25 protein-coding genes and 1 tRNA gene are annotated in these 23,297 nt (G+C 66.5%); 21 read left to right on the top strand and 5 right to left on the bottom strand.

The genetic code is table 11. From position 1 onward, the window contains the following. The first annotated feature begins 18 nt into the window (after window positions 1-18). Window positions 19-867, top strand: a complete 849-nt coding sequence (locus tag E5A73_RS21725; protein WP_240700081.1) for an RcnB family protein — start codon at window positions 19-21, stop codon at window positions 865-867. Window positions 868-879: 12 nt separating this feature from the next. Here E5A73_RS21725 and E5A73_RS07610 read toward each other — a convergent pair whose 3' ends face one another. Together E5A73_RS07610 and E5A73_RS07605 are read right to left on the bottom strand one after the other, a co-directional pair. Then, window positions 880-2,169 carry a M20/M25/M40 family metallo-hydrolase gene (locus E5A73_RS07610; protein WP_206366420.1) on the bottom strand — a complete coding sequence of 430 codons (1,290 nt, stop codon included), beginning with the start codon at window positions 2,167-2,169 and terminating at the stop codon, window positions 880-882. A 79-nt stretch (window positions 2,170-2,248) separates the two neighbouring features. Next, on the bottom strand, window positions 2,249-2,704 hold the full coding sequence (locus tag E5A73_RS07605) for a universal stress protein (protein WP_135963227.1): 456 nt from the start codon (window positions 2,702-2,704) through the stop codon (window positions 2,249-2,251). Window positions 2,705-2,836: 132 nt separating this feature from the next. On the opposite strand from E5A73_RS07605, the gene E5A73_RS07600 reads away from it, so the two are divergent. The 18 genes from E5A73_RS07600 (at window position 2,837) to E5A73_RS07515 (ending at window position 18,461) form a co-directional block, all read left to right on the top strand. Beyond that, on the top strand, window positions 2,837-4,192 hold the full coding sequence (locus E5A73_RS07600) for a pyruvate dehydrogenase complex dihydrolipoamide acetyltransferase (protein WP_135963226.1): 1,356 nt from the start codon (window positions 2,837-2,839) through the stop codon (window positions 4,190-4,192). A gap of 13 nt (window positions 4,193-4,205) precedes the next feature. After that, a complete protein-coding gene (locus tag E5A73_RS07595) occupies window positions 4,206-4,433 on the top strand; it encodes a hypothetical protein (protein WP_135963225.1) in 228 nt (75 codons plus the stop codon). Beyond that, entirely contained in the window at window positions 4,426-4,824 is a 399-nt protein-coding gene (locus tag E5A73_RS07590; protein WP_240700080.1) for an acyl-CoA thioesterase, read from the top strand. Before E5A73_RS07595 ends, E5A73_RS07590 begins: the two co-directional genes overlap by 8 nt. A 39-nt stretch (window positions 4,825-4,863) precedes the next feature. Next, entirely contained in the window at window positions 4,864-6,261 is a 1,398-nt protein-coding gene (gene lpdA / locus E5A73_RS07585) for a dihydrolipoyl dehydrogenase (protein WP_135963223.1), read from the top strand. 252 nt (window positions 6,262-6,513) lie between these two features. Beyond that, window positions 6,514-7,191 carry an RBBP9/YdeN family alpha/beta hydrolase gene (locus E5A73_RS07580; RefSeq protein WP_135963222.1) on the top strand — a complete coding sequence of 226 codons (678 nt, stop codon included), beginning with the start codon at window positions 6,514-6,516 and terminating at the stop codon, window positions 7,189-7,191. Window positions 7,192-7,431: 240 nt separating this feature from the next. Next, a complete protein-coding gene (locus E5A73_RS07575) occupies window positions 7,432-7,818 on the top strand; it encodes a MerC domain-containing protein (RefSeq protein WP_135963221.1) in 387 nt (128 codons plus the stop codon). Window positions 7,819-7,859: 41 nt separating this feature from the next. Beyond that, window positions 7,860-8,318 (top strand): Fur family transcriptional regulator, encoded by a 459-nt coding sequence (locus E5A73_RS07570; RefSeq protein ID WP_135963220.1) that lies wholly within the window; start codon window positions 7,860-7,862, stop codon window positions 8,316-8,318. 76 nt (window positions 8,319-8,394) lie between these two features. Then, window positions 8,395-10,317 carry a 1-deoxy-D-xylulose-5-phosphate synthase gene (gene dxs / locus E5A73_RS07565; RefSeq protein ID WP_135963219.1) on the top strand — a complete coding sequence of 641 codons (1,923 nt, stop codon included), beginning with the start codon at window positions 8,395-8,397 and terminating at the stop codon, window positions 10,315-10,317. Between the two features lie 45 nt (window positions 10,318-10,362). Further along, a complete protein-coding gene (locus tag E5A73_RS07560; RefSeq protein WP_135963218.1) occupies window positions 10,363-10,734 on the top strand; it encodes a plasmid mobilization protein in 372 nt (123 codons plus the stop codon). Continuing rightward, window positions 10,731-10,934: a hypothetical protein gene (locus tag E5A73_RS07555; RefSeq protein ID WP_135963217.1), complete on the top strand. Its 204-nt coding sequence runs from the start codon at window positions 10,731-10,733 to the stop codon at window positions 10,932-10,934. Before E5A73_RS07560 ends, E5A73_RS07555 begins: the two co-directional genes overlap by 4 nt. A 325-nt stretch (window positions 10,935-11,259) precedes the next feature. Further along, a complete protein-coding gene (locus tag E5A73_RS07550; RefSeq protein WP_420822563.1) occupies window positions 11,260-12,291 on the top strand; it encodes a COX15/CtaA family protein in 1,032 nt (343 codons plus the stop codon). Next, window positions 12,288-12,602 (top strand): divalent-cation tolerance protein CutA, encoded by a 315-nt coding sequence (gene cutA, locus E5A73_RS07545; RefSeq protein ID WP_135963216.1) that lies wholly within the window; start codon window positions 12,288-12,290, stop codon window positions 12,600-12,602. The genes E5A73_RS07550 and cutA overlap by 4 nt, the downstream gene beginning before the upstream one ends. After that, window positions 12,602-13,435: a hypothetical protein gene (locus E5A73_RS07540; protein ID WP_135963215.1), complete on the top strand. Its 834-nt coding sequence runs from the start codon at window positions 12,602-12,604 to the stop codon at window positions 13,433-13,435. The genes cutA and E5A73_RS07540 overlap by 1 nt, the downstream gene beginning before the upstream one ends. Before the next feature lie 139 nt (window positions 13,436-13,574). Continuing rightward, window positions 13,575-14,054 carry a 50S ribosomal protein L13 gene (rplM, locus tag E5A73_RS07535; protein ID WP_135963214.1) on the top strand — a complete coding sequence of 160 codons (480 nt, stop codon included), beginning with the start codon at window positions 13,575-13,577 and terminating at the stop codon, window positions 14,052-14,054. Further along, window positions 14,054-14,593 (top strand): 30S ribosomal protein S9, encoded by a 540-nt coding sequence (gene rpsI, locus E5A73_RS07530; protein ID WP_135963213.1) that lies wholly within the window; start codon window positions 14,054-14,056, stop codon window positions 14,591-14,593. Before rplM ends, rpsI begins: the two co-directional genes overlap by 1 nt. A 287-nt stretch (window positions 14,594-14,880) precedes the next feature. Next, on the top strand, window positions 14,881-16,569 hold the full coding sequence (locus E5A73_RS07525) for a DUF1800 family protein (RefSeq protein WP_168355852.1): 1,689 nt from the start codon (window positions 14,881-14,883) through the stop codon (window positions 16,567-16,569). Between the two features lie 11 nt (window positions 16,570-16,580). Beyond that, window positions 16,581-17,960: a DUF1501 domain-containing protein gene (locus E5A73_RS07520; protein WP_135963211.1), complete on the top strand. Its 1,380-nt coding sequence runs from the start codon at window positions 16,581-16,583 to the stop codon at window positions 17,958-17,960. A 60-nt stretch (window positions 17,961-18,020) separates the two neighbouring features. Next, a complete protein-coding gene (locus tag E5A73_RS07515) occupies window positions 18,021-18,461 on the top strand; it encodes a bleomycin resistance protein (RefSeq protein WP_135963210.1) in 441 nt (146 codons plus the stop codon). Window positions 18,462-18,570: 109 nt separating this feature from the next. Here E5A73_RS07515 and E5A73_RS07510 read toward each other — a convergent pair whose 3' ends face one another. From E5A73_RS07510 to E5A73_RS07500, 3 genes are read right to left on the bottom strand one after another with little or no spacing between them, the layout of a single operon-like run. After that, window positions 18,571-19,317, bottom strand: coding sequence for a metallophosphoesterase family protein (locus tag E5A73_RS07510; RefSeq protein ID WP_135963209.1), 747 nt, complete (start codon window positions 19,315-19,317; stop codon window positions 18,571-18,573). Continuing rightward, complete coding sequence (locus E5A73_RS07505) at window positions 19,314-20,162, bottom strand: diacylglycerol/lipid kinase family protein (protein WP_135963208.1); 849 nt, start codon at window positions 20,160-20,162, stop codon at window positions 19,314-19,316. Before E5A73_RS07505 ends, E5A73_RS07510 begins: the two co-directional genes overlap by 4 nt. Before the next feature lie 37 nt (window positions 20,163-20,199). After that, the gene (locus E5A73_RS07500; protein WP_135963207.1) at window positions 20,200-21,684 is read right to left on the bottom strand and encodes a DUF5597 domain-containing protein; all 1,485 of its coding nucleotides are present in this window, start codon (window positions 21,682-21,684) and stop codon (window positions 20,200-20,202) included. Between the two features lie 109 nt (window positions 21,685-21,793). Between E5A73_RS07500 and E5A73_RS07495 the strand changes: the two genes are divergently transcribed. After that, window positions 21,794-21,867, top strand: a tRNA-Gly gene (locus E5A73_RS07495). Window positions 21,868-21,894: 27 nt separating this feature from the next. Beyond that, window positions 21,895-23,274: a M20/M25/M40 family metallo-hydrolase gene (locus tag E5A73_RS07490; RefSeq protein ID WP_135963206.1), complete on the top strand. Its 1,380-nt coding sequence runs from the start codon at window positions 21,895-21,897 to the stop codon at window positions 23,272-23,274. Window positions 23,275-23,297 lie beyond the last annotated feature (23 nt).

Raw genomic sequence — 23,297 nt, 5'->3', positions numbered from 1 at the left:
CATCTGAGGAGTCGAAAAGTGCGCAGCTATTGGTTGGCAGCGGCGGTGATCGCCGGAGTGGCAGGCGCGACGCCCGCGACGGCGCAGCGTGTGTGGCAGAACAACCGCTGGGTGGTGATGCCGCGGCATTCGGCGCCCATCGTGATGCGCACCAACCCGCACCGCTGGGCAATGCGCGACGGCCGCTGGGAAGGCGGCTGGCGCGCACCGGGCGGCTGGAACAGCTACCGCCGGCTGCATCGCGGCAACAGCCTGCCGGGCTATTGGCGCGGCAACGATTTTCGGGTGCACGACTATCTGAGCTTTGGCCTCGCCGCCCCGCAGCCGGGCTATTCCTGGGTGCGTTATTATGACGACGCCGTGCTCGTCGATCGCGACGACCGCGTCTGGGATTCGATCGACGGGATCGGCTGGGGCGGCGCGGTTGCCGCGGCAAGCGCGGATGCTGGCGTCGCTTATGCCGACAGCCGCGCGGGTGCCGGCTATCCCCCGCCGCGGATCGAACCGGTCGACCCCAACGACTATTACGATCGCGACGATCGCGACGACGGCCCTCCGCCGCCCTACGAGCCCGGCCCCTATCGCGGTACACCGGAAAATTACGGCCCGCCGCCGCCGGTGACCTACGGCGCCCCACCCCCCTGCCCCCAGGCCTGCCCCGCGCCTTATCCTGCGGGAATGGCGTGGCAGAACGGCGCATGGGTCGGCAGCTACGGCGCCTATGCGGGGGGCACGACCACCGTCGTCGTCATCCCCGCCGCGACGACGACCACCACCACGGTCACCGAATATGTCGAACGCAGCTACGCGCGGCGACCTACCAAGCGGCTAATGCGGAAATACCGGCCGAGCTGCGGCTGCCGCTGAGCCCCGGCGACGTTACCGCCGCTCGCGCCCACCGAAGGTGACGAGGCTCTCCGTCCCATCCGCCGCCAGCGCCGAGACGCCGACGAAAGTGTCGTCGACGATCACGCCCTCGATCGTCGCCTGCGCGTCCTTGACGTCGACATGCTGCTGCCAGTCCTGCGCATCCGCGCGCCGCCAGTGCACGCGATAGCCCGAAGCGCCCGGCACCGGCGCCCATTTCACGGAAGTATCGGTCGCCAGCGCGCCGCCGATCGTCACGCTCGCCGGCGCCGCCGGTGCCGTGGCCAGCCGGCGCAAAGTCGCGACGTTGATCGCCGTCACCTTCGCCAGATAGGCGAAGTCCATCTTGTCGACGGTGTCGCCATAGACCTTGCCGTCTGCGCTGCGCAGGTCCTGGTGCTGCTGGTCGTAATTCTCGACGCCGACGCTGAACCGCACCGCGGGATAGCCGAGCTTGAGGAACGGCGAATGGTCGCCGCCGCGCCCGAACCGGTCGAAGCGCCGCACCACGAACACGTCGAGCCCGCGCGGCAGCTTGCCCGCGACGCCGTCGACTGCCTTGGCCAGCGCCCGCGACGGGCCGTCATCCTCGCCGCCATCGGCACGCCGCGCCAATTGGCCGGGCAGCGGCTCGACTTCGCGGATCCCTTCGGAGAACACGCGCACCCGATCGGCGACTCGTCGACCGTCCTGCCCGACCGTATTGCCGACGATATCGTTGTTGAGCACCGCACTGACCGTCCAGCCGCGCTCCCTCGCGGTCTCGGCGAGCAAGGTTCCGCCGAACAGCCCCTGCTCCTCGCCCGACAGCGCGGCATAGACGATCGTCGCGTCGAACTTCTCCCTGGAAAGGATCCGCGCCGCCTCAAGCACCAGAGCGACCCCCGAGGCGTCGTCATTGGCGCCGGGCGCGTCCGACGTCGCGTTCATCACGTCGGTGACGCGGCTGTCGATATGCCCCATCACGATGACCACGCGCTTGGGGTCGCGGCCCGGCTGGAAGCCGAGCACGTCGACGATCTCGACTCCCTTGGGCGCCCGATCGTTGGTGAAGGTGCGCGCGACATTCGCCACTTCGATGCAGCCGCCGCACGCCTCGCCGATCCGCCCCAGCTCGCCCGCGAACCAGCGTCGCGCCGCGCCGATCCCGCGGGTCGGGTGATCTGGATCCGAGAGGGTATGGCGCGTGCCGAAGCTGACGAGCTTCTCGACATCGGCCTTAAGCCGCGCCGGACTGGGCTGGGTCTGCGCCGCGGCGGGCGTGGTGAGGAGGGCGAGCGGGATCAGGGGGAGGATGCGCATCAGAGCAGCGTGGCGGGAAAAAGCTTGCCGCTCAAGCCCTTCAATCCTCCCCCGCCAGGGGGAGGATCTTCGCGCAGCCTCAGCTCAGCCGATCGATCGCCGCCGCGTCGAGCGATCCCGGAATGATCATCACCGGCACGCTGAGCGTCCCCGCATCGGCCCCGGTGAAGTGGCTGACCAGGGTCCCCGGCGGCCCGCTCGCCGCGGCGCCGAGCACCAGCGCGGCGATGTCGGCATTCGCCGCGATCATCTCGCGCACCACCTTGGCGCCATCGCCCTCGCGCACCGTGAGCGACGGCTTTAGTCCCGACTCGGTGAACAAGGTCCCCGCCGCGCGCATGACCAGCGCTTCGGCGTGCTGCCGCGCCTCTTCCTCGATCGTCGCCATCACCCCGCCCCATTGGACGAACTCGGGCGTCGGCGTCAGCGCGAGGATCTCGACGCTGCCGCCGGTCTTCACCGCGCGCCGCGCGGCGAAGCGCAGAGCAATCTCGGACTCCGGCGTTTCGTCTATCACCACCAGATAGGTGCGCATGGCTGCATTCCTCGTCCCAGCGCGTTGACTGCCCGCTCAATCGGCGCCGCGCAAGCCCAAGCTCTTGACCAGCGCCGTAGCGGCGGCAAAGGGAGAACGCGCCTACCCCAGGGACCAACGACGGGAACCTCCATGTCGATCGAAATCAAGATGCCTGCGCTTTCCCCCACGATGGAGGAGGGCACCCTCGCCAAATGGCTGGTGAAGGAAGGCGACACGGTAAAGTCGGGCGATCTCCTCGCCGAGATCGAGACCGACAAGGCGACGATGGAATTCGAAGCCGTCGACGAAGGCGTGATCGGCAAGATCACCGTCCCCGAGGGCACCGACAATGTGAAGGTCGGCACGGTGATCGCCGTAATGGCCGGCGAAGGCGAGGATGTTTCCGCAGCCGCCGCGCCCGCCCCGACTCCAGCGCCTGCTTCTACCCCTCTCCCACCGGGAGAGGGGCAAGGCGCGCCAGCGCCGCGGGGTGAGGGTGAGCGGGAAAAGACCGCGACTCCGACCCCCGCACCCTCACCCGTCGCCGCTGACGCGGCTCCCCCCTCTCCCGGTGGGAGAGGGGAAGAACGGATCAAGGCCAGCCCGCTCGCCAGGCGCCTCGCCGCCGAGAAGGGCGTCGACCTCGCTTCGCTGAGCGGCTCGGGCCCGAACGGCCGCATCGTCAAGGCCGACCTCGAAGGCGCCAAGCCCGGCACCGCGCCGGCGGCGCAGCCTGCGGCGACAACGCCGACTCCCTCGGCCCCTGCCCCGGCAGCCGCGCCCGCCGAGCACAAGCCGGTCTGGTGGGATGAATCGATTCCGCACGAGGAAGAGAAGCTCTCCAACATCCGCAAGACGATCGCCCGCCGCCTCACCGAGTCGAAGCAGACGATCCCGCACATCTATCTCACGCTCGACATCCGCCTCGATGCGCTGCTCAAGCTGCGCGGCGAGCTCAACAAGGCGCTCGAGCCGCGCGGCGTGAAGCTGTCGGTCAACGATCTGCTGATCAAGGCATTGGGTGTGGCGTTGATCCAGACGCCCAAGTGCAACGTCACTTATACCGGCGACAAATTGGTCAAATACAGCCGTGCCGACGTGTCGGTCGCGGTCTCCACGCCCACCGGGCTGATCACCCCGATCATCCGCGACGCGGCGAATGTCAGCGTCTCGTCGATCTCGACGCAGATGAAGGACCTCGCCGGCCGTGCCAAGGAAGGCAAGCTCCAGCCGCAGGAATATCAGGGCGGCACCGCCAGCCTGTCCAACATGGGGATGTTCGGGATCAAGCAGTTCGAGGCAGTGATCAATCCGCCCCAGGGCATGATCATGGCGATCGGCGCGGGTGAGAAGCGCCCGTACGTGATCGACGATTCGCTCCAGATCGCGACGATCATGAGCGCCACCGGCAGCTTCGATCACCGCGCGATCGACGGCGCCGACGGCGCCCAGCTGATGAAGACCTTCAAGGAACTGGTCGAAGCCCCGATGGGCATGATCGCCTGACCGGGGCCGGGCGATGCGCGTCCTCATCGAGACGGTCCACATAGTGATCGGACTGATCGCCGCGGCGCTGATCGCCGCGGCCGCGGCATGGTCCTATCCGCGCGCCACCGACGACATCTGGCTGGTCACCTTCGTCGCGATGATATTGGTCATCCTGATGGGGATCGGCCCGATCCGCCGCGCTTATGCGATCGACCGCGCCAGGCTCGGCGGCAAACCCAAGGATAATGCCAATGGCTGACAGCCCGCCCGATCGCCAGCCCGCGATCCGCGTCACCACCATGCCCGCCGACGCCAATCCCTATGGCGACATATTCGGCGGCTGGCTGATGAGCCAGATGGACATGGCCGCCGGCCTCGTCGCCTCGCGCCATTCGCACGGCCGCGCCGTTACGATCGCGGTCGAGGGGATGAAGTTTCATGCGCCGGTCGCGGTCGGCGACGAAGTCTCGGTGTTCGCCGAACTGGTCAAGGTCGGCCGCACCTCGATGACGATCGACGTCCAGGCCTGGCGCCGCGCGCGCCATTCCGAGGAAAGCTGCCTGGTCACCCAGGCGCAGTTCGTCTTCGTCGCGATCGACGAACATCGCCACCCGCGCCCTGTCGAGGCGCCCGCTGTTACGGCGTCTTGAACTTCCTATCTCGCCCACGATCCAAGCAAGGCGCACAAAATGGCTGAATCCTACGACCTCATCGTCCTCGGCTCGGGACCCGGCGGCTATGTCGCTGCCATTCGCGGCGCGCAGCTCGGCCTCAAGGTCGCGATCGTCGAGCGCGAATTGCTCGGCGGCATCTGCCTCAACTGGGGCTGCATCCCGACCAAGGCATTGCTCCGCTCGGCCGAGATCTATCACTATATGCAGCACGCCAAGGATTACGGCCTGGTCGCGCAGGGGATCAGCGCCGACATCGAAGCCGTGGTCAAGCGCTCGCGCGGCGTCGCCAAGCAGCTCAACCAGGGCGTCACGCACCTGATGAAGAAGAACAAGATCGCCGTGCATTTCGGCGACGGCAAGCTCACCGGCCAAGGCAAGCTCAGCGTCACCAGGGACGGCAAGACCGAAGAGTTGACCGCGAAGAACATCATCGTCGCGACTGGCGCACGGGCGCGCGACCTTCCCAATCTTCCGACCGACGGCAAGCGTGTGTGGACCTATCGCCATGCGATGACGCCGCCGGAGATGCCGACCAAGCTGCTGGTGATCGGATCGGGCGCGATCGGCATCGAATTCGCCAGCTTCTACAACGACATGGGCGCCGAAGTGACCGTGGTCGAGATGCTCGACCGGATCGTGCCCGTCGAGGATGCCGACGTGTCGGCCTTCCTCGAAAAGGCGCTCAAGAAGCAGGGCATGAACATCCTGACCGGCGCGAAGATCGACAAGATCGCCGCTGATGCAAATGGCGTGAAGGCCAGGATCACCGGAAAGGACGGCAAGGCGACCGATGGCGAATTCAGCCACGTCATCGTCGCGATCGGCATCGTCCCGAACACCGAGAATATCGGCCTCAAGGAACTCGGCGTCGCCATGGACGATCGCGGCTTCCTCAAGACCGACCCCGCCTGCAAGACCAATGTCGACGGCGTCTACGCGATCGGCGACATCACCGCTCCGCCCTGGCTTGCGCACAAGGCCAGCCACGAGGGCGTCATCGCCGTGGAAGCAATCGCCGGAAATCATCCGCACGCAATGGACCCGCGCAACATCCCGGGCTGCACCTATTGCCACCCCCAGATCGCCAGCGTCGGCCTGACCGAGGCGAAGGCCAAGGAAGCAGGCTACGAGGTCAAGGTCGGCAACTTCCCCTTCATCGGCAACGGCAAGGCGATCGCGCTCGGCGAGGCCGAAGGCTTCATCAAGACGGTATTCGACGCCAGGACCGGCGAATTGCTCGGCGCGCACATGATCGGCGCCGAAGTCACCGAGCTGATCCAGGGCTATACGATCGGCAAGACGCTAGAGACCACCGAGGCCGAGCTGATGGAAACCGTGTTCCCGCACCCGACGCTGAGCGAGATGATGCACGAGAGCGTGCTCGGCGCCTATGGGCGGGCACTGCATATCTGATCTGATTTAATCCTCCCTCGCGAAGCGGGGGAGGTGGCGCCGAAGGCGACGGAGGGGCGTTTCCACGAGCGACACTCGCGGAGAGGCCCCCTCCGTCACGCTGCGCGTGCCACCCCCCCCGCTGCGCGAGGGAGGAAAAATAACCGAAATCGCCTCGCCGCAAGCCCACGCCCATCCGGCGCAGCATTATTGTCCCCTAATTAGATAGGATATATATCCGAGCTCCGGCCTTCCTCCGGGTGGAGTTGGAATATGTCCATCTTTTCGCCTCTCGACGACAGTTCGCCGATCATCCTCACTGTCCCCGGGCTCGGCGGCTCGGGGCCTTCGCACTGGCAGACCTTGTGGGAGCAATCGCGTCCCGACACCCACCGAGTCGAGCTCGGCATGTGGGATTCGCCGCACCGCAACACCTGGGTGACCAAACTCGACCAGGCGATCCGCACCGCGCAGGCACCGGTCGTGCTCGCCGCGCATAGCCTCGGGTGCCTCGCCGTCGCTTGGTGGGCCGAGCTTGCCGGGCAACCCTTTGGCTGGCCGGTGGCCGGCGCATTGCTGGTCGCCCCGGCCGATGTCGACCGCGACGATGTGCGCCCCGAACTCGCCGCCTTCCGGCCGACTCCGGCCAAGCCTCTACCCTTCCCCTCGATCGTCGTCGCGAGCAGCGACGATCCTTGGATCCATCCCGAAAAGGCGCGCGCGCTCGCTGGCAGCTGGGGCAGCTTCTTCGTCGACGCCGGGCCGCAGGGCCATCTCAACGCCTCGAGCGGCATCGGCTGGTGGGAGGAAGGCCAGTCGCTGCTCGATCGCGTGCTCGACGCAGCATCCGACGGCACCGGCAAGGTGCGCTCGGCCAACGAAGCGCGCTCGCTTCTGGCCGTTAGCGCCACCGAAGCCGCACAGGCACATTATTACGGCGCCCGCGCATGACGCCGTTCGCCTCGGCGCAGCGGCGATCCGCATCGGCGCAGCCGGGGTGGAAAACGACCCGCGGCGCACCCAGATAGGTTTGTAGCGGGCGTGGCCGGGTGACGTACCCTAGAGCGTCACTCGGCCTACGTCCGCACTCTTGATCTCCGACTCGCGGGCCGCCACTCGATTCGTCGCAGCACTTCACGACTCGACGATGATATATTGTACCTTCATCCTTTCGGGCCTATATCGGCGCCCATGCAGGTGAGTCTCCCGATATCCCGCTTCTGGGGCGGTATCGACGCAAGCTTCGATCGGATCGCGATCGGGCTCAGCGGGCTGTGCCTCGTTCATTGCGTCGCGACGACCGTATTGCTGACGATCTTGTCGTCGGCGGGGGCATTGGTGCACCCGGCGATCCACGAAGTCGGGCTCACCCTCGCGATCGGCTTCGGCATCATCGCGCTGGGCAAGGGCGTGCTCTCGCACGGTTATATGGCGCCGGCTCTGGTCGGGGCGTTCGGGATCGGCATCATGGCGGGCGCGCTTTCGCTGCCGCATGGCGGCTTCGAGATGTTCTGGACGCTGATCGGCGTGAGCCTTGTCGCGCTCGGCCACGACCTCAACCGCCGCGCTACCTATTGACGCAGCTTGCCGGGGGGCCTCCGCCACCCTAAATTGATGCCATGCCCACCCACGATCATCACGAGCATCACGGCCGCGACCTGACTCAGGCCGCGCAGGCGACGCTCGAGAAATCGGGCGAGCAATGGACCGCGATGCGCGAACGCGTGTTCGAGGCACTGGCCGGGTTCGACAAGCCTGCTTCGGCCTATGACATCGCCGAAGCCGTCTCGAAGGCCGAGGGCCGCCGCGTCGCCGCCAACAGCGTCTATCGCATCCTCGATCTGTTCGTCGGCTCGAACCTCGCCCGGCGAGTCGAAAGCGCCAATGCCTATATGGCGAACACGCATCCCGATTGCCTGCACGACTGCATCTTTTTGGTCTGCGACAGTTGCGGACAGACCACGCATCTCGACGACGATACGATCACCAAGAACGTAAGGTCCGCGGCGAAGACAGCGGGCTTCTCGCCGGTGCGCCCGGTGATCGAAGTGCGCGGGAAATGTGCCGACTGCGATTAGGCCTGCACCGAAACTCCACGGCATTTCAATGATTCGAGCGTTCGACTTGCGACAAGCGCTGGAGTAAGGCGCTCCAATGGCCGACCTTCCCAGCACGCCGTTGCTCGACACTGTCGACACGCCCGCCGACCTCCGCAAGCTCAAGCCTGCCGACCTCCGCCAGCTCGCCGACGAGCTGCGCGCCGAGACGATTTCGGCAGTGGGCACCACCGGCGGGCATCTCGGCTCGGGGCTCGGCGTGGTCGAGCTGACCACGGCGATCCACTATGTTTTCGATACCCCGCGCGACCGGTTGATCTGGGACGTCGGGCACCAATGCTATCCGCACAAGATCCTCACCGGCCGCCGCGCGCGGATCCGGACCTTGCGCCAGGGCGGCGGGCTGTCGGGCTTCACCAAGCGCAGCGAGAGCGAATACGATCCGTTCGGCGCCGCGCACAGCTCGACCTCCATCTCTGCCGCGCTCGGCTTCGCGATCGCCAACAAGCTCAACGACCGGCCGGGCATGGCGATCGCCGTGATCGGCGACGGCGCGATGAGCGCGGGCATGGCCTATGAGGCGATGAACAATGCCGAGGCGGCGGGCAATCGCCTCGTCGTCATTCTCAACGACAATGACATGTCGATCGCGCCGCCGGTCGGCGGGCTCTCGGCCTATCTGGCGCGCACCGTGTCCTCGTCCAACTATCTCGGCCTGCGCAACTTCGCCAAGCGCGCGATCCGCCGTATCTCCAAGCGCGCCGCGAACGCCGCCGAAAAGGCCGAGGAATTCGCCCGCGGCATGGCGACCGGCGGCACGTTGTTCGAGGAACTCGGCTTCTATTATGTCGGCCCGATCGACGGGCACAATCTCGATCATCTGATTCCGGTGCTCGAAAATGTCCGCGACAGCGAGCATGGCCCGATCCTCGTCCATGTCGTCACCAAGAAGGGCAAGGGCTATGCCCCGGCCGAGGAATCCGACGACAAATATCACGGCGTCCAGAAGTTCGACGTGATCACCGGCACCCAGGACAAGGCACCTCCGGGGCCGCCTTCGTACCAGAACGTCTTCGGCGAGACGCTGGCGAAGCTCGCCGAGACCGATCCGCGCATCGTCGCGATCACTGCGGCGATGCCCGGCGGTACCGGAGTCGACAAGTTCGCCCAGGCGCATCCGGCTCGCGCGTTCGACGTCGGCATCGCCGAGCAGCATGCGGTCACCTTCGCCGCCGGCCTCGCCGCGCAAGGCATGCGCCCGTTCTGCGCGATCTATTCGACATTTCTACAACGCGCCTACGACCAAGTCGTCCACGACGTCGCGATCCAGAATCTCCCCGTCCGCTTCGCGATCGACCGCGCCGGGCTGGTCGGCGCCGATGGGGCGACGCATGCCGGCAGCTTCGACGTCACCTATCTTGCGGCGCTTCCCAACTTCGTCGTGATGGCGCCAGCCGACGAAGCCGAACTCGTCCACATGACCTATACCGCCGCCGAGCACGATTCGGGGCCGATCGCGCTGCGCTATCCGCGCGGCAACGGCGTCGGCATCGATTTGCCCGAAGTTCCGCAGCGCCTCGCGATCGGCAAGGGCCGTATTGTCCGCGAGGGCAAGACCGTAGCGATCCTCTCGCTCGGCACGCGCCTCGGCGAAGCGCTCAAGGCGGCCGATGCACTCGAGGCGCGCGGCCTCTCCACCACCGTGGCCGACCTGCGCTTCGCCAAGCCGCTCGACGAGGCACTGATCCGCAAGCTGCTCACCAGCCACGAAGTCGCAGTGACGGTCGAGGAAGGCGCGGTCGGCGGCCTCGGCGCGCACGTCCTGACGATGGCGAGCGACCAGGGCCTGCTCGACGGCGGGCTCAAGCTGCGCACGATGCGCCTGCCCGATGTCTTTCAGGACCAGGACAAGCCCGACAAGCAATATGACGAAGCCGGCCTCAACGCCGAACACATCGTCGACACGGTGCTCAAGGCGCTGCGCTACAACGAAGCCGCGGCGGTTGACGCGCGCGCCTGACCGGACCACTTGAAAATCGAACATGCACATGACATGTACATGTGCATGGCTACGCAGCTTCAGCACCCACGTTCGAGTCGCCTCGTCATCCTGGTTTCCCCGGCCGAGAAGCAGCGCATTGCCGACAGTGCGGCCGCGGCCGACATGACGGTCAGCGACTATATGCGCACCGCCGCCGAACGCTATTCGGAACCGAGTGAAGCCGAGCAGATGCTGATGCGCGAGTTGCTCACCCAACTCGAAGCGGCCAATACCAGCACCGAAAAGGCATTCGCCGCGCTCAAAACGCAGCAGGCGCGCGCCGCCAATTTCGACGAAGACGCTTATCGCACGCAGGTCCGCGAGCAATTGCTGGCGCGCACCGATATCGACTGGAACGCGCTCGGCGAGGCACTGACGGCTGATGCGCGCCCATGAGTTTCTGGAGCGATGCGCTCCGTGCGCTCCAGCAGGTCACGTTGCTCCAGTACAAGGTGGAGCAGGCACTCAAGGTCGCCGAGGAAGCGCGCCGTGACTCGCAGGAGACGCGCGAACGGCTGATCCAACTCGAGACGCTGCTCGACATCGCCATGAAGCGCCGCCCCGCCCCGCCGCCGCTCCAGCTGCCCGAGAGCTAGGGTCAGGGACTCAATTGAAAGCCGCGCGATCAAGATGAGCGCGATCGCATGTGCGTCTCACGGACCGAAGGTCACACCAGGGTCACACTATCGCGCATGTTCTGCGACAGACGGGCCATGCCGGGATTCACCCAGGTCCGGCCAATACGCACCTCGGGTTCCGGTCGGCATCCATATTGTCAAAGAGCGGCCGCCGGACGGCAGCACATCCATTCCAGCAAACGAAATCCTACATTGCAAGGAGTGAATCAGACTCGGCTGCAACCGCGCAAGTGAAGGGACGCGCGCCTAGCTTTTGGGCAGAGCAGCGCCTAAACCCAGCCCCGTGCTACAGAAGACCTTCTTCCCCTCCGCTACGCGTCCGCGCGCCCTCGCCAACTGGCTGTTCTTCGTCGCCGCGCTGATCGTGCTGATGGTGGTGATCGGCGGCATCACCCGGCTCACCGAATCCGGGCTGTCGATCACCCAGTGGAAGCCGATCTCGGGGATCATCCCGCCGCTCACGGACGCACAGTGGCAGGCCGAGTTCGCCAACTACAAGCGCATCCCCGAATATCAGCAGCTCAACCAGGGCATGACGCTCGCCGGGTTCCAGTCGATCTTCTTCTGGGAATATCTGCATCGGCTGCTCGGCCGCCTGATCGGCGTCGCCTTCGCGCTGCCGCTGCTCTGGTTCGCGCTGCGCCGGCAGATCCCGCGCGGCTATGGCTGGCGGCTGGTCGCCTTGCTCGCGCTCGGCGCGCTGCAGGGGGCGATCGGCTGGTGGATGGTCAAGTCCGGCCTCACCGTCCGCACCGATGTCAGCCACATCCGTCTCGCGGTGCACTTGCTCGTCGCACTCTTTACGCTGGCCGGGATCGTCTGGACCGCGCTCGACCTGCGCACCCTGATCCGCAAGCCCCGGGGCCGTCCAGCGCATCTGACCGCACTCGGTGCGTTCGCCGGCGCGATCCTGTTCGTGCAATTGCTGTTCGGCGCCCTGGTTGCCGGACTCAATGCGGGACTCGTCACCGACCAATGGCCGCTGATGAACGGCCGCTTCTTCCCTGGCGCGACAGTCGAGGGGCGCCCGTTGTTCGACGCCTTGTTCAACGATCCGGCGATTGTCCATTTCGTCCATCGCTGGTGGGCATGGGTCGTCGTCGTCGCCTTGATCGTGCTGGCGCGCGCCGCCCGCGGCGTGGATCGCCGCGTTTCGGTCGCGATCCACAGCGCGTTCGGGCTGCAGATCCTGCTCGGCATCGCCACGGTGATGTCGGGGATGAACATCACCCTCGCCGCGCTCCACCAGCTCACCGGCGCCTTGCTCGTCATCGCGACAGTCTGGGGCGCACATACGGTTGGTCGTCGCCGGTGAGCGACATCGCGTTGCTCTACGCCACTTTTCCGAGCCAGGCTGAAGCCGCACGCATCGCGGACACGGTATTGTCCGAGCGGCTCGCCGCCTGCGTCAATATCCTCGCGCCGTGCACGTCGATCTATCGTTGGCAAGGCGCGATCGAGCGCAGCGAAGAAGTGCCCGCGCTGTTCAAGACGAGCCTTCAGCTTGGCGGGCGCCTTCGTACCCGCATTCAGGCGCTGCATCCCTATGAACTGCCGGTAGTCGAAACCTGGCCGGTGGCGGCGGGCGCTGCGGTGAGCCGCTGGGTCGCGGTGGAAACCGGCTGATGCTGCTGGCGGCCGTCCTCTTCCAGGCCAGCCTCGCCGCATCGACCTTCGCGCCGCCCACCGACGCGCCGTTGCGCATCGTCACCGACCGTACCGAGACCTCGGCCGACAAGCGGCATTATCGCCTTCAGCGGCTGGTGCGCTTCAGCCGCGAAGCCACCGGCTACCGTGCGGAGGTGCTGGTGCTCGGCAGCACCAGCGACGCGCCGCAGGCTTTGGGCAATCTCGTCGAGCGGGGCTTGGCCACGCTGGAGGGCGGCCGCATCGTGTTTCACCTCGATGCGAAGGCCCAGATAGTCGCCATCGATGACATGGCCGCACTGTGGGAGCGCGTCTGCCGGGGCGTGGCCGATGCCGCCGCCGCCCAACCCGAGGGGACGGGGCTCGCCGCGAAACTGGCGGCAACGCTGCGCGCATTGCCGCCCGAGCGCCAGCGCGCCCTGCTCGCGACGCTGGTGACGGCGATCGTCTCCACCGAACCGCTCGACTCGGTCGGGACCGTTACATCGGTCAAACTCCCCGGGACTTCGCCCTTCGGAGCGCCGGTGACCCTCGACGGCACACGCCGCACGGTGGCTGCCGAAAACGGCCTCCTGCGCACGACGACGATTGCTTCAGCGACGGTTGCGCTGCTTGCCCAGGGCGATGCGCCCGGAACCTCCGGCACGGTTTCGCTCGAGCGGGTCCGCACCTTCGACCCGCGGACGGGCTTGATCACGTCCGGCCTGGACACCACGCGCCACGTGACCAGGTCCGGACCGGCCGGCCGCGAAACACTGCTCGTCACGCGCCTCAGCGTCGAACGCGCCGGGCCATCCGATTGGCCGAATTAGCTCGTGGTATCATAGTACCCGTCAGCAAACGCGCCGATTTGCTTGACTTTCGCGGGTGTCTCAGCCAAACGCCCACTCAACCGCGCTGGCCGAGAGGCTGGCGCGCTTGCATTTCATACTCGAAAAAAGGTCACAGGCCATGAAGGCGCTGATGAAGACCACCAAGTCGGTGAAGCCGGCCGAAGTGGAAAAGAAGTGGCATATCGTCGATGCCGACGGCCTGGTGGTCGGTCGCGCGGCGTCGATCATTGCCAACGTCCTGCGCGGCAAGCACAAGACGAGCTTCACTCCGCACGTCGATTGCGGCGACAATGTCGTCGTGATCAACGCCGACAAGATCCGTTTCACCGGCAAGAAGCTGGCGAACAAGGTCTATTACAAGCACACCGGCTATGCCGGCGGCATCAAGGAAATCACCGCGGCCAAGGTGCTCGAGGGTCGTTTCCCGGAGCGCGTGCTCGAAAAGGCCGTGGAGCGGATGATCCCGCGCGGCCCGCTCGGCCGCCAGCAGATGCGCAATCTGCGCATCTTCGCCGGCACCGAGCATCCGCATGCCGCGCAGAACCCCGAAGTCCTCGACATCGCGTCGATGAACCGCAAGAACAAGGTGGGCGCATAATGTCCGACAACCGCCAGTCCCTCTCCGATCTCGGCGCCATCGCCGCCGGTGAAGCACCTGCGGCCGTGCCCGCAAGCGCCGACGAGTATCTGAACGCACCGCCGGCGCCGCCAGCGCCGACCATGCCGTTGCGCGAGAAGATCATCGACAGCCTCGGCCGTTCCTATGCGACCGGCCGCCGCAAGGACGCCGTCGCCCGCGTCTGGATCAAGCCCGGCAGCGGCAAGATCACGATCAACGGCCGCGATCAGGAAGTCTATTTCGCGCGTCCGACGCTGCGTCTCGTCATCAACCAGCCGTTCGGCGTCGCCGAGCGCACCGGCCAGTATGACGTGATCTGCACCGTCAAGGGCGGCGGGCTTTCGGGCCAGGCCGGCGCAGTCAAGCACGGCATCAGCCAGGCACTGACGCGCTACGAGCCGGTGCTCCGCGCGCCGGTCAAGGCAGCCGGGTTCCTGACCCGCGACAGCCGCACGGTCGAGCGCAAGAAGTACGGCAAGGCCAAGGCCCGCCGCAGCTTCCAGTTCTCGAAGCGCTAAGCTTTCTACGCAGAACGACGAGAGGGCGGTCCGGCAACGGGCCGCCCTTTTTCGTTTCCCGCCTCACGCGCACACCATATGTCGTCACCCCCGCTTTCGGGGGATGACGAAGTTGGGCGAGTGGCTCCGGGGGCGCGAAAGAGCCTCCGAAGAATCGCGGCCCATGCCGCAAATCGTAAAAGTTTAGTTACAAATTTCTTAGGGATTTCCACATGTTGTAGGGTTAACGAGGCCCCTCTATGCATAGAAATGCAGGTTGCGCGCGGGCGCGGCCGGGGGATCGTCCAGTGTTCAGACCACGCGTATCGGCTGCGTTCGGCGTAGCAATCCTCACGGTGCTTTCGGGCTGCGACAGCGGCGGGAGCAGCGGCACCGGCGCACCTGCCGGGGGCGGGGTCGTCTCGGTGACGCCCGCACCCACCCCCACACCAAGCTTTACCGAAGGCGACGCCGCGCGCCTCGCCAAGCAAGCGAGCTTCGGCCCGACGCCCGCTCTGGTCTCGCGAATCAAGGAAGTGGGCGTCAACGCGTGGCTCGACGAGCAGTTCGCCGCGACCGGCAGCACCTATACCGACCTCGCCGTCGAGGTCCGCCGCGACTTCTGCACCAGCGGCGACACGGTATGCAGCCGCCAGCATTTCTCGCGCACCCCCGTCGCGATGCGCTTCTATGCCGACGCCGTGATGGCGCCCGATCAGCTCCGTCAGCGAGTCGCCTTCGCGCTCGGCCAGATGATCGTTGCGTCGGAGCAGGAAGTGAATTCGGCCGCGGGCATCGCCGCCCTCAATCAGATATTCGTCGACAACGCCTTCGGCAATTTCCGCGACATACTCGCCCGCGCGACGATGCTCGGCTTCATGGGCGACTATCTCGACATGGCCGACAGCAACAAGTCGGCACCGTCGGAGAATTACGCCCGCGAGTTCCTCCAGCTCTTCTCGATGGGTCCCGACCAGCTCAACATGGACGGCACGCCCAAGCTCGACGCAAGCGGCGCGCGCCAGCCCAATTACACCCCCGAAGACATTCGCGGCGTCGCCCGCGCGCTCACTGGCTGGACCTATGCCCGAGTCGGCGGCGCGGCGATCACCGACGGCAATGCGCGCGATTACTCGCAGCCGATGATCGCCAACGCCGCTCGCTACGATGCGACCGCCAAGTCGTTCCTCGGCACTTCGGTGGGCGCGGGCGCGACGCAGGAAGCGAGCGTCGCAGCCGTCGTCGACGCGGCGTTCAACAATCCCTCGACCGCGCCGTTCGTATCGAAGTTCCTGATCACCCATCTCGTCACTCCGAACCCGGCGCCGGCCTATGTCGGCCGCGTCGCCGCGGTGTTCGCCAACAATGGCAGCGGCGTCCGCGGCGACCTCAAGGCCGTCGTCCGCGCGATCCTGACCGACGGCGAGGCCCGCGCCGCGCCCGGTGCCGCCTCGGGCAAGGTCAAGGAGCCGGTGCTGCTGATGGCCGGGCTGGCCCGCGTGATCGGCTTCACCACCGACGGCTATGCCTTTGTCAATCGCGACACCGGCATGGGCCAGCCGGTGATGCGCGCGCCGTCGGTGTTCAACTTCTACCCGATTGATTATCCGCTGCCGGGCAGCCTCACGCTCAAGAGCCCGGCATCGAAGCTGCTCAACACCTCGAATGTGCTGCGCTGGCACAATTTCGTCTATGACTGGACCGTCGGCGGCGACGCCACGCGCGCGGAATTCAGCGTCGCTTCGGGCATGCCCAATTCGTCGCTGACCCAGCCGCTGTGGAGCGGGTGGGAGGCGTTCGGCACCGACCTGGATTCGATGGTCGCCCGCATCGACCTGCTGATGTTCGCCAACACGCTGACGACGGCGCAGAAAGACGCGCTCAAGGCCGCGGCCACGGCAGTCACCAACGCCGATCCGCTGATCCAGGCGCGGAAACGCGCCCAGATGATGCTCTATGTCGCGGCATCGAGCCCGCTCTTCCTCGTCGACCGGTAAGGGAAAACCCGATGACCTTGTCCCGCCGTGATTTCGTTCGCCTCGTCGCCGGTACCGGTGCGGTGGCCGCCATGGGCCAGCTCGGCCGCACCAGCGCGATGGCCGCGCCCAGCGGGACCTACCGCGCGATGGTCGGCATATTCCTGTTCGGCGGCAATGACGGCTGGAACATGGTGATCCCCACCGACGCGCGTCACGCCGCCTACCTCGCCGCGCGCGGCTCGGTCGGCATCAAGGCGCCGGCGCTGACTCCGTTGACCAACGCCGCTTATGCGCTCCACCCGTCGATGGCCGCGCTGCGCCCGCTGTGGGACGAAGGCAGTTTGGCGCTGGTGCTCAATGCGGGCACCTTGTTCGCGCCGCTGACCAAGGCGACCTATCAGTCGCGCCCCGATCTGCGCCCGACCAATCTGATGAGCCACGCCGACGAACAGGCGCATTGGCAGGGGCTGCGCGCGCGCGACGTCAGCATCGACGGCTTCATGGGCCGGATGACCGATCGCATGGCCGCGTCCTCGACGCCGTCGATGATCTCGCTCGCCGGCTCGAACCTCGCGACGATCGGCCGGACCAGCTCGGCGCTGGTGCTCCCTTCGACCGGCACGCTCGGCCGCACCGGCTACAGCGCCGGCGGCAGCGCTGCCAACCAGGCCAAGAATGCCGGTGTCGACGCCTTCGCCAGCGGCAGCGCCTATGGCGCGATGACCGATGCGACTGCGCGCGACGTCGCCGGCGCTTATGGCCAGGCAATCACTGCCAATACGATCATCAGCGCGACCGGCGCGCTCGACGGTTATTTCGTCAATCCGACCACCGGCGCCGCGCTTACCAGCGACGTGGCGCGCCAGCTGATGCGGGTCGCCCGAATGATCGCAGCGCGCTCGACGCTCGGCCATGATCGCCAGACCTTCATGGTCAGCCAGGGCGGGTTCGACAATCATTCGGGCCAGGTGGGCGGCGGCAACAACGATGGCGGCACGCATGCCAATCTGCTCGGCGAACTCGCGATGGCGCTCGCGGCTTTCCACCGCGCGATGCAGTCGCTGGGCATGGCCGAGAACGTGACCGCGTTCACGATGAGCGACTTTGGCCGCACCTTCAAAGGCAATGCCCAGAACGGCACCGACCATGCCTGGGGCAGCAACCATCTCGTCGTCGGCGGCAACGTCGCCCCCGGCGGGATCTTCGGCGCCTATCCCGATCCTGTGATCGGCGGCGCGAACGACGTCAGCAACGAGGGCCGCTTCGTCCCCGCCGTCGCGCAGGAGGAATATATCGGCGCGATCGCCCGCTGGCACGGCGTGAGCGACGCCGACATGCCCTATGTCTTCCCAAATTGGTCGAACTGGAGCACCGGCGGCCGCGGCCCGTTAGGGTTGTTCCGCGCTTAACGGCGTTCTTCCATAGTCCTTCCATATCGCGCAGCTATTGCGTGATGGAGGGAGCAAGGCATGGAACTGGAGTATCGCGGCCTCGCGGCGTCGGATACGGTGGATACGGGAACGGGCCCCGTGTCGAACCTGTATCGCGTCACGCCGTTCATGCACGTACCGGATATCGCGGCGGCGGTGAATTTCTTCACGGATATCCTCAGCTTCGAATGCCGCTATCGCCAAGGCAGCTACGCCTATGTCCAGCGCGAGGCCGCCGCGTTCCGGCTGGTCGAGAATTCCGGAGACGATGGCGCCCCGCCCGGCAATCGCCGCTTCTGTTATTATGTCGATGTTCGCGACGTCGCCGCGATCGCCGCGGAGCTAGCGCCCAAGGCGTCGCTGCTCAACGATGGCGACATCTATGGCCCGATCGACCAGATCTACGGCCAGCGCGAATTGATGGTCGTGGCGCCGGATGGGAATTTGCTGGTGTTCGGGCAGGATCTGACGCGGGGTTAGCACTCGGCCGATCCAGAACCGTTCGTGCTGAGCTTGTCGAAGCACAACTCTCTACAGACGCATCGTTCGCGGCTCGCAGCCCTTCGACAAGCTCAGGGCGAACGGAGGTTTACAGCACCACGCTGCCCTCGCCTTTGAAGCGCGCTATCGTCTCGAAGCTGCTGCCGTTCACCCGGATCTCGTTGAACGAAGGTGGCTGGCTCCGCACGCGTTCGGACAGCGTGCCCGCCCCGATCAGCCGCACCGTCCGGCCCTCGACCTCGTGCGCAACGTCGAACGGATCATGGACATGGCCGGTGAGCACTGCGTGGACGCCGGCGGTCGACAGCGCATCGAGCGCCGCCCGTCCCCGCCGGGTCTGCGACGTCGCCTTGGTACCCGCCTCGATCAGCGGGTGATGCGCGGCGACGAAGATCAGGTCGTCCTTCGGCACCGCCTCGACCAATGCCAGCGATTCCTGCAGCGAGCGCGTGCTGACATAGCCCTTCGACCAATTGGTGCGGAACTGGAACCGTGCGGTGGTCTTGAGCGGCACCACGCTGACGCCCTTCACGTCGAGCGGCTTCTCGATCATCCGCTCGATCGCCTGGTAGCGCTTGTACGGCGTCACGAACCGCGCCCACAGGTTGAAATAAGGCAGATCGTGATTGCCGACCTCGACCGTCACCGGCCGCCCGAGGCTCTCCAGCCACTTGCCCGCCGCGGCGAATTCGCTGGCCCGCGCGCGCATCGTCAGGTCGCCGGTCATGATCACCGCATCGGGCTGCTCCTCCAGCACTTTCCGCCCGAACCAGTCGATCGCCTCGCGATCCTCGCGGCCGAAATGGACGTCGCTGACGTGGAACAGCCGAGTCATGTCGCGGGTACCTCCTCGTCGGTGCGCGTGGCGATGAACGTCTCGAGGCTCTTGCCCGCGCGGATCTTTTCGTACGGCTGGAGCGTCACCGGCTCGCCGTCGAACAATGCCATTGCCGGCTTGCGGCCGCGGATGCGAAGCTCCTGCGTCCAGCCCTCGCTCACCGCGTGCGCGGCAACCCAGTCGCCGGTCAGCCAGTCCCAGCCGAGCTGCGCGATAGCACCCCAGTCGCGCGCATCGACCGCCGCGACTTCGAGCCCGTGCAGGTCCGGCGTGACGAACACTGCCTGATAGGCATCGCCGAGCCCCGGCGCGCCTTCGACGCGGATACCGCTCTGGTGAAACGTCTTGCGCCATGCCGCCTTGGCAGCCCCGACGAACCGCCCGAGCTTCGCCTTGCGCACCGCCTCGCGCGCGCGGCCCCATGCCGCTGCCGGGCCGAGGATCAGCCCGACAAACGCACGATGCTCGCCCGCGATAATATAAGGGAGCGCCACGCGGCGCTCGCTCTGGCGCGCGGCGTGGAGGATCTTGTGCGGGTCGGTTTCGCTGTGCAGCCCCTTGGCGAGCAGGTTCATCGTGCCGCCCGGCAGGATCAGGAAAGCGCCTTGCCATTTCTCCAGCGTGGAAAGCGCCGCGTTGATCGTCCCGTCGCCGGCGAACAGCACGACGGTGTCGACCCCCGCCTTGTCCAGATCCTCGGGCTTGGGCAGTTTCTGCGCCGGAAACTCGGTTCGGCCGGCGAGATCGAGTCCGCTCTCTTGGAAAACCGCCTCCAGCGCTTCGCATTTGGCGCGATTGGTGGTGCCGGAATCGGGATTGGTGATGAACCAGAGTTTTTCCATGCCGCCCGCAACGCGCGAACGGGCGTTTGGTCGCTTCTCAGCCGTAACGATATAGCCGGACGCGTTGAACACCCTGCGTGTCGGGCGGCAGCCGGACATGGCGCCCCTGATGCGTCTGGTCGCCGTTGAGCACGCGACCGGGGATCCAGCGGCCTTCGACGAACGCGCCCTCCTCGACTCGATCGAGTCCCGCCTGCCCCTTTCCGTCCGCGGACTCGGCCGTGACGGTGATCCCGCTCCCGGCGATCAGATAATCCTCGCCCCCCAGCCACAGGATCATGCCGCCATGTTCGGCGGGCACCTGCTTGTCCTTCGCGGTCCACGGGTCGACGAAGCTCACCGTGAAGCGATAGCCGCCGAGCGTTTCAACCTGCGGCTTGTCGTCCACCGCGCCTTCGAATGTCACTGGCGGCGAGAAGCCGAGGATGCGGTCACTAGACTGTGCGCGAAGAATTTCCGGCGCCATGCTGTCGAGCAGTCCGTATAGCGCGGCCAGCTTGGTTGCGTCCGCGCCATCGATCGCTTCGATCGAGAACGGGCTGAAGCCGATGCCGCGATGGCGCGCGATCACGCCGAAGGCATTTGCCGCCGCACGCGGATCGCCGGCGTTGTTGGCCTCGGGCACGAACAGCGGATTGCCCGGCCGCGCATAGCCCGCGACGATTCCGGCAAAGCTCGGGAAATAGATGTCGGGTGCGAGGAAATCGATCGAAGGCGCCGCCTTGCGCCAAATATCTAACAGATGCGCGAGCGGCCCGCCGCTCGGATATTCGCCCGGCAGCTTGCCTGGCCGCCCCTGCGCGCCATTGACGTACATCGGCAGCGGATATTCGCGCTTGCCCGCGCGCGTCACCGCCTCGGTGAACCGGGCATAGGCATCGGCGGTGAATGCCTCTTCCGAACCCTTGAACTTCGCAAAGGCGGCATCGGCGACCGGCCCATGCTCCCGCGCCGTAGGCAGGAAGCCAATCTCGTTCTCGACCTGGATCATGATGACGGTATGCCGATCGCCATCGATCTGTTTGAGGTGGCGCATCAGCGCCGCGAACGCCCCCGCATCGGCATCGCGTGTCGCCGCGCCGAACGCCGACAATATTTCCTGCGCCTTACCGTCGGGCCCGATCGTCCGCGGGAAACGCCGCGCGTCGCGCTTCACCCAGGCCGGCACATAGGTCGACATCGAATTCTTCCAGCTGCCGAACCACAGCAGCACCAGCCGCAAGTCGTTCGCGCGGGCATCTGCGATCAGCCAGTCGACGGTCGCGAAGTCGAAACCGCCTTCCTCGGGCTCGATCAGCTCCCAGCTCACCGGCGCGAGCACGGTATTGAGATGCATCGCCCGCAGCCGCGGCCAATGCGGCTCGAGCCATGCGCGGTCCGACGCGCTCGAATTGCCGAGCTCGCCGCCAAGCACGAGAAACGGCTTGCCGTCGACGATCAGCTGATCGCCCTTCAGATGCGGCATCTGCGCGGCGGCGGGGGCTGCGGCGAGCAGCAGGAGCGAAGCGAGCCAGCGGATCATGGCTCTTCATCCGCTGCCGTAGCCGGCGCCGTCAAGCCACGGGCCTGTGCGCGGCGACCTGATTCGCCGATTGACCGCCGCCCCCGCGCTGTGGCAACCGGGCTGCGACGCGGGTGTAGCTCAATGGTAGAGCTTTTGCTTCCCAAGCAAGTGACGAGGGTTCGATTCCCTTCACCCGCTCCACTCCCCTTCCAAAACGGAGCCCGCCTTATGCGCCACCTAGCGATCCTTCTCGCAGGGGCGCTCGCCGCCATGCCGGCGCAGGCACAGACCGGCTCGCCCGGCGAGGCGCAGGCGCTCGAACTGCTCAAGCGCGGAATCGCCTTCCGCACCGTGGCGGGACCGGGCAACCAGACCTTCGATTATGCCACCTGGCTCAAGGCGCAGCTCGTCGCCGGCGGGTTCTCCGATGCCGATGTCCGCGTCGAGAAGCTCGGCGACACTGCCTATCTGGTCGCGCGCTATCGCGGAACCGGCAAGGCCAAGCCGATCCTCATCTCGGGGCATATGGACGTGGTCGAGGCCAAACCCGCCGATTGGGAGCGCGATCCGTTCACTCCGGTGGTCGAGAACGGCTATCTGTTCGGCCGCGGATCGAGCGACAACAAGTTCGACGTGTCGACCTTCGTCGCGTCGCTGATCCAGTTGAAGCGCGAGGGCTTCAAGCCCGGCCGCGACGTGATCCTGCTCCTCTCGGGCGACGAGGAGACCAACATGAAGACCACCGCGGCGCTTGCCGAGCAATATCACGACGCCGAATTGCTGCTCAACATCGACGGCGGCGGCGGCGACATGGACGAAGCCGGCAAGCCGGTGATGTTCGGGGTGCAGGGCGCCGAGAAGACCTATGCCGATTTCGAGCTCAGCGTGACCAGCGCGGGCGGCCATTCTAGCGCGCCCCGCAAGCCCAATGCGATCTACCAGCTCGCCGCGGCGCTGCAGAAGATCGAGGCGTATGAATTCCCCGGCCAGGTCAACGAGATCACCAAGGCGAGCTGGCTGGCGACTGCGACGCGGACGCCCGACGCCAAGCTCGCCGACGCGATGCGCCGCTTCGCCGCCAACCCCGAGGATCTCGAGGCGCGTGCCACGTTGCGCGCCGATCCCGGCTATGTCGGCCAGACCGGCACGACCTGCGTCGCGACGATGGCCAATGCCGGCCACGCGACCAACGCGCTGCCCCAGCGCGCCACCGCCAACATCAATTGCCGGATCTTCCCCGGCACGCCGATCGCCGACGTCCAGGCAAAGCTCGCCGCCTTGGTCGCCGATCCCGCGGTCAAGACGACCAAGGTCGAGAGCGGCTCGGTGCCGAGCGATGCCTCGCCGTTGCGCCCCGAATTGATCAAGGTGATCGCCAAGGCCGTGCACGCCCGCTTCCCCGACGTGCCCGTGGTACCGGTGATGTCCGCCGGCGCGACCGACAGTATGTGGTTCCGCGGGCGCGGCGTGCCGAGCTATGGGGTGAGCCCGTTGTTCATGAAATCGACCGACAGCTTCGCGCACGGGCTGAACGAGCGGATTCCGGTCGGCGAGATCGCGCCGGCGGTGACCTTCTACAAGCGGGTGATCACCGAGCTGGCGAAATAGGGTCGGGGTCAGTTCCCTCGATT

Source organism: Sphingomonas gei (assembly GCF_004792685.1).
GTDB lineage: Bacteria > Pseudomonadota > Alphaproteobacteria > Sphingomonadales > Sphingomonadaceae > Sphingomonas > Sphingomonas gei.
Note: the sequence above shows the minus strand (reverse complement) of the source record. Positions and strands in the feature narration are given on the sequence as shown.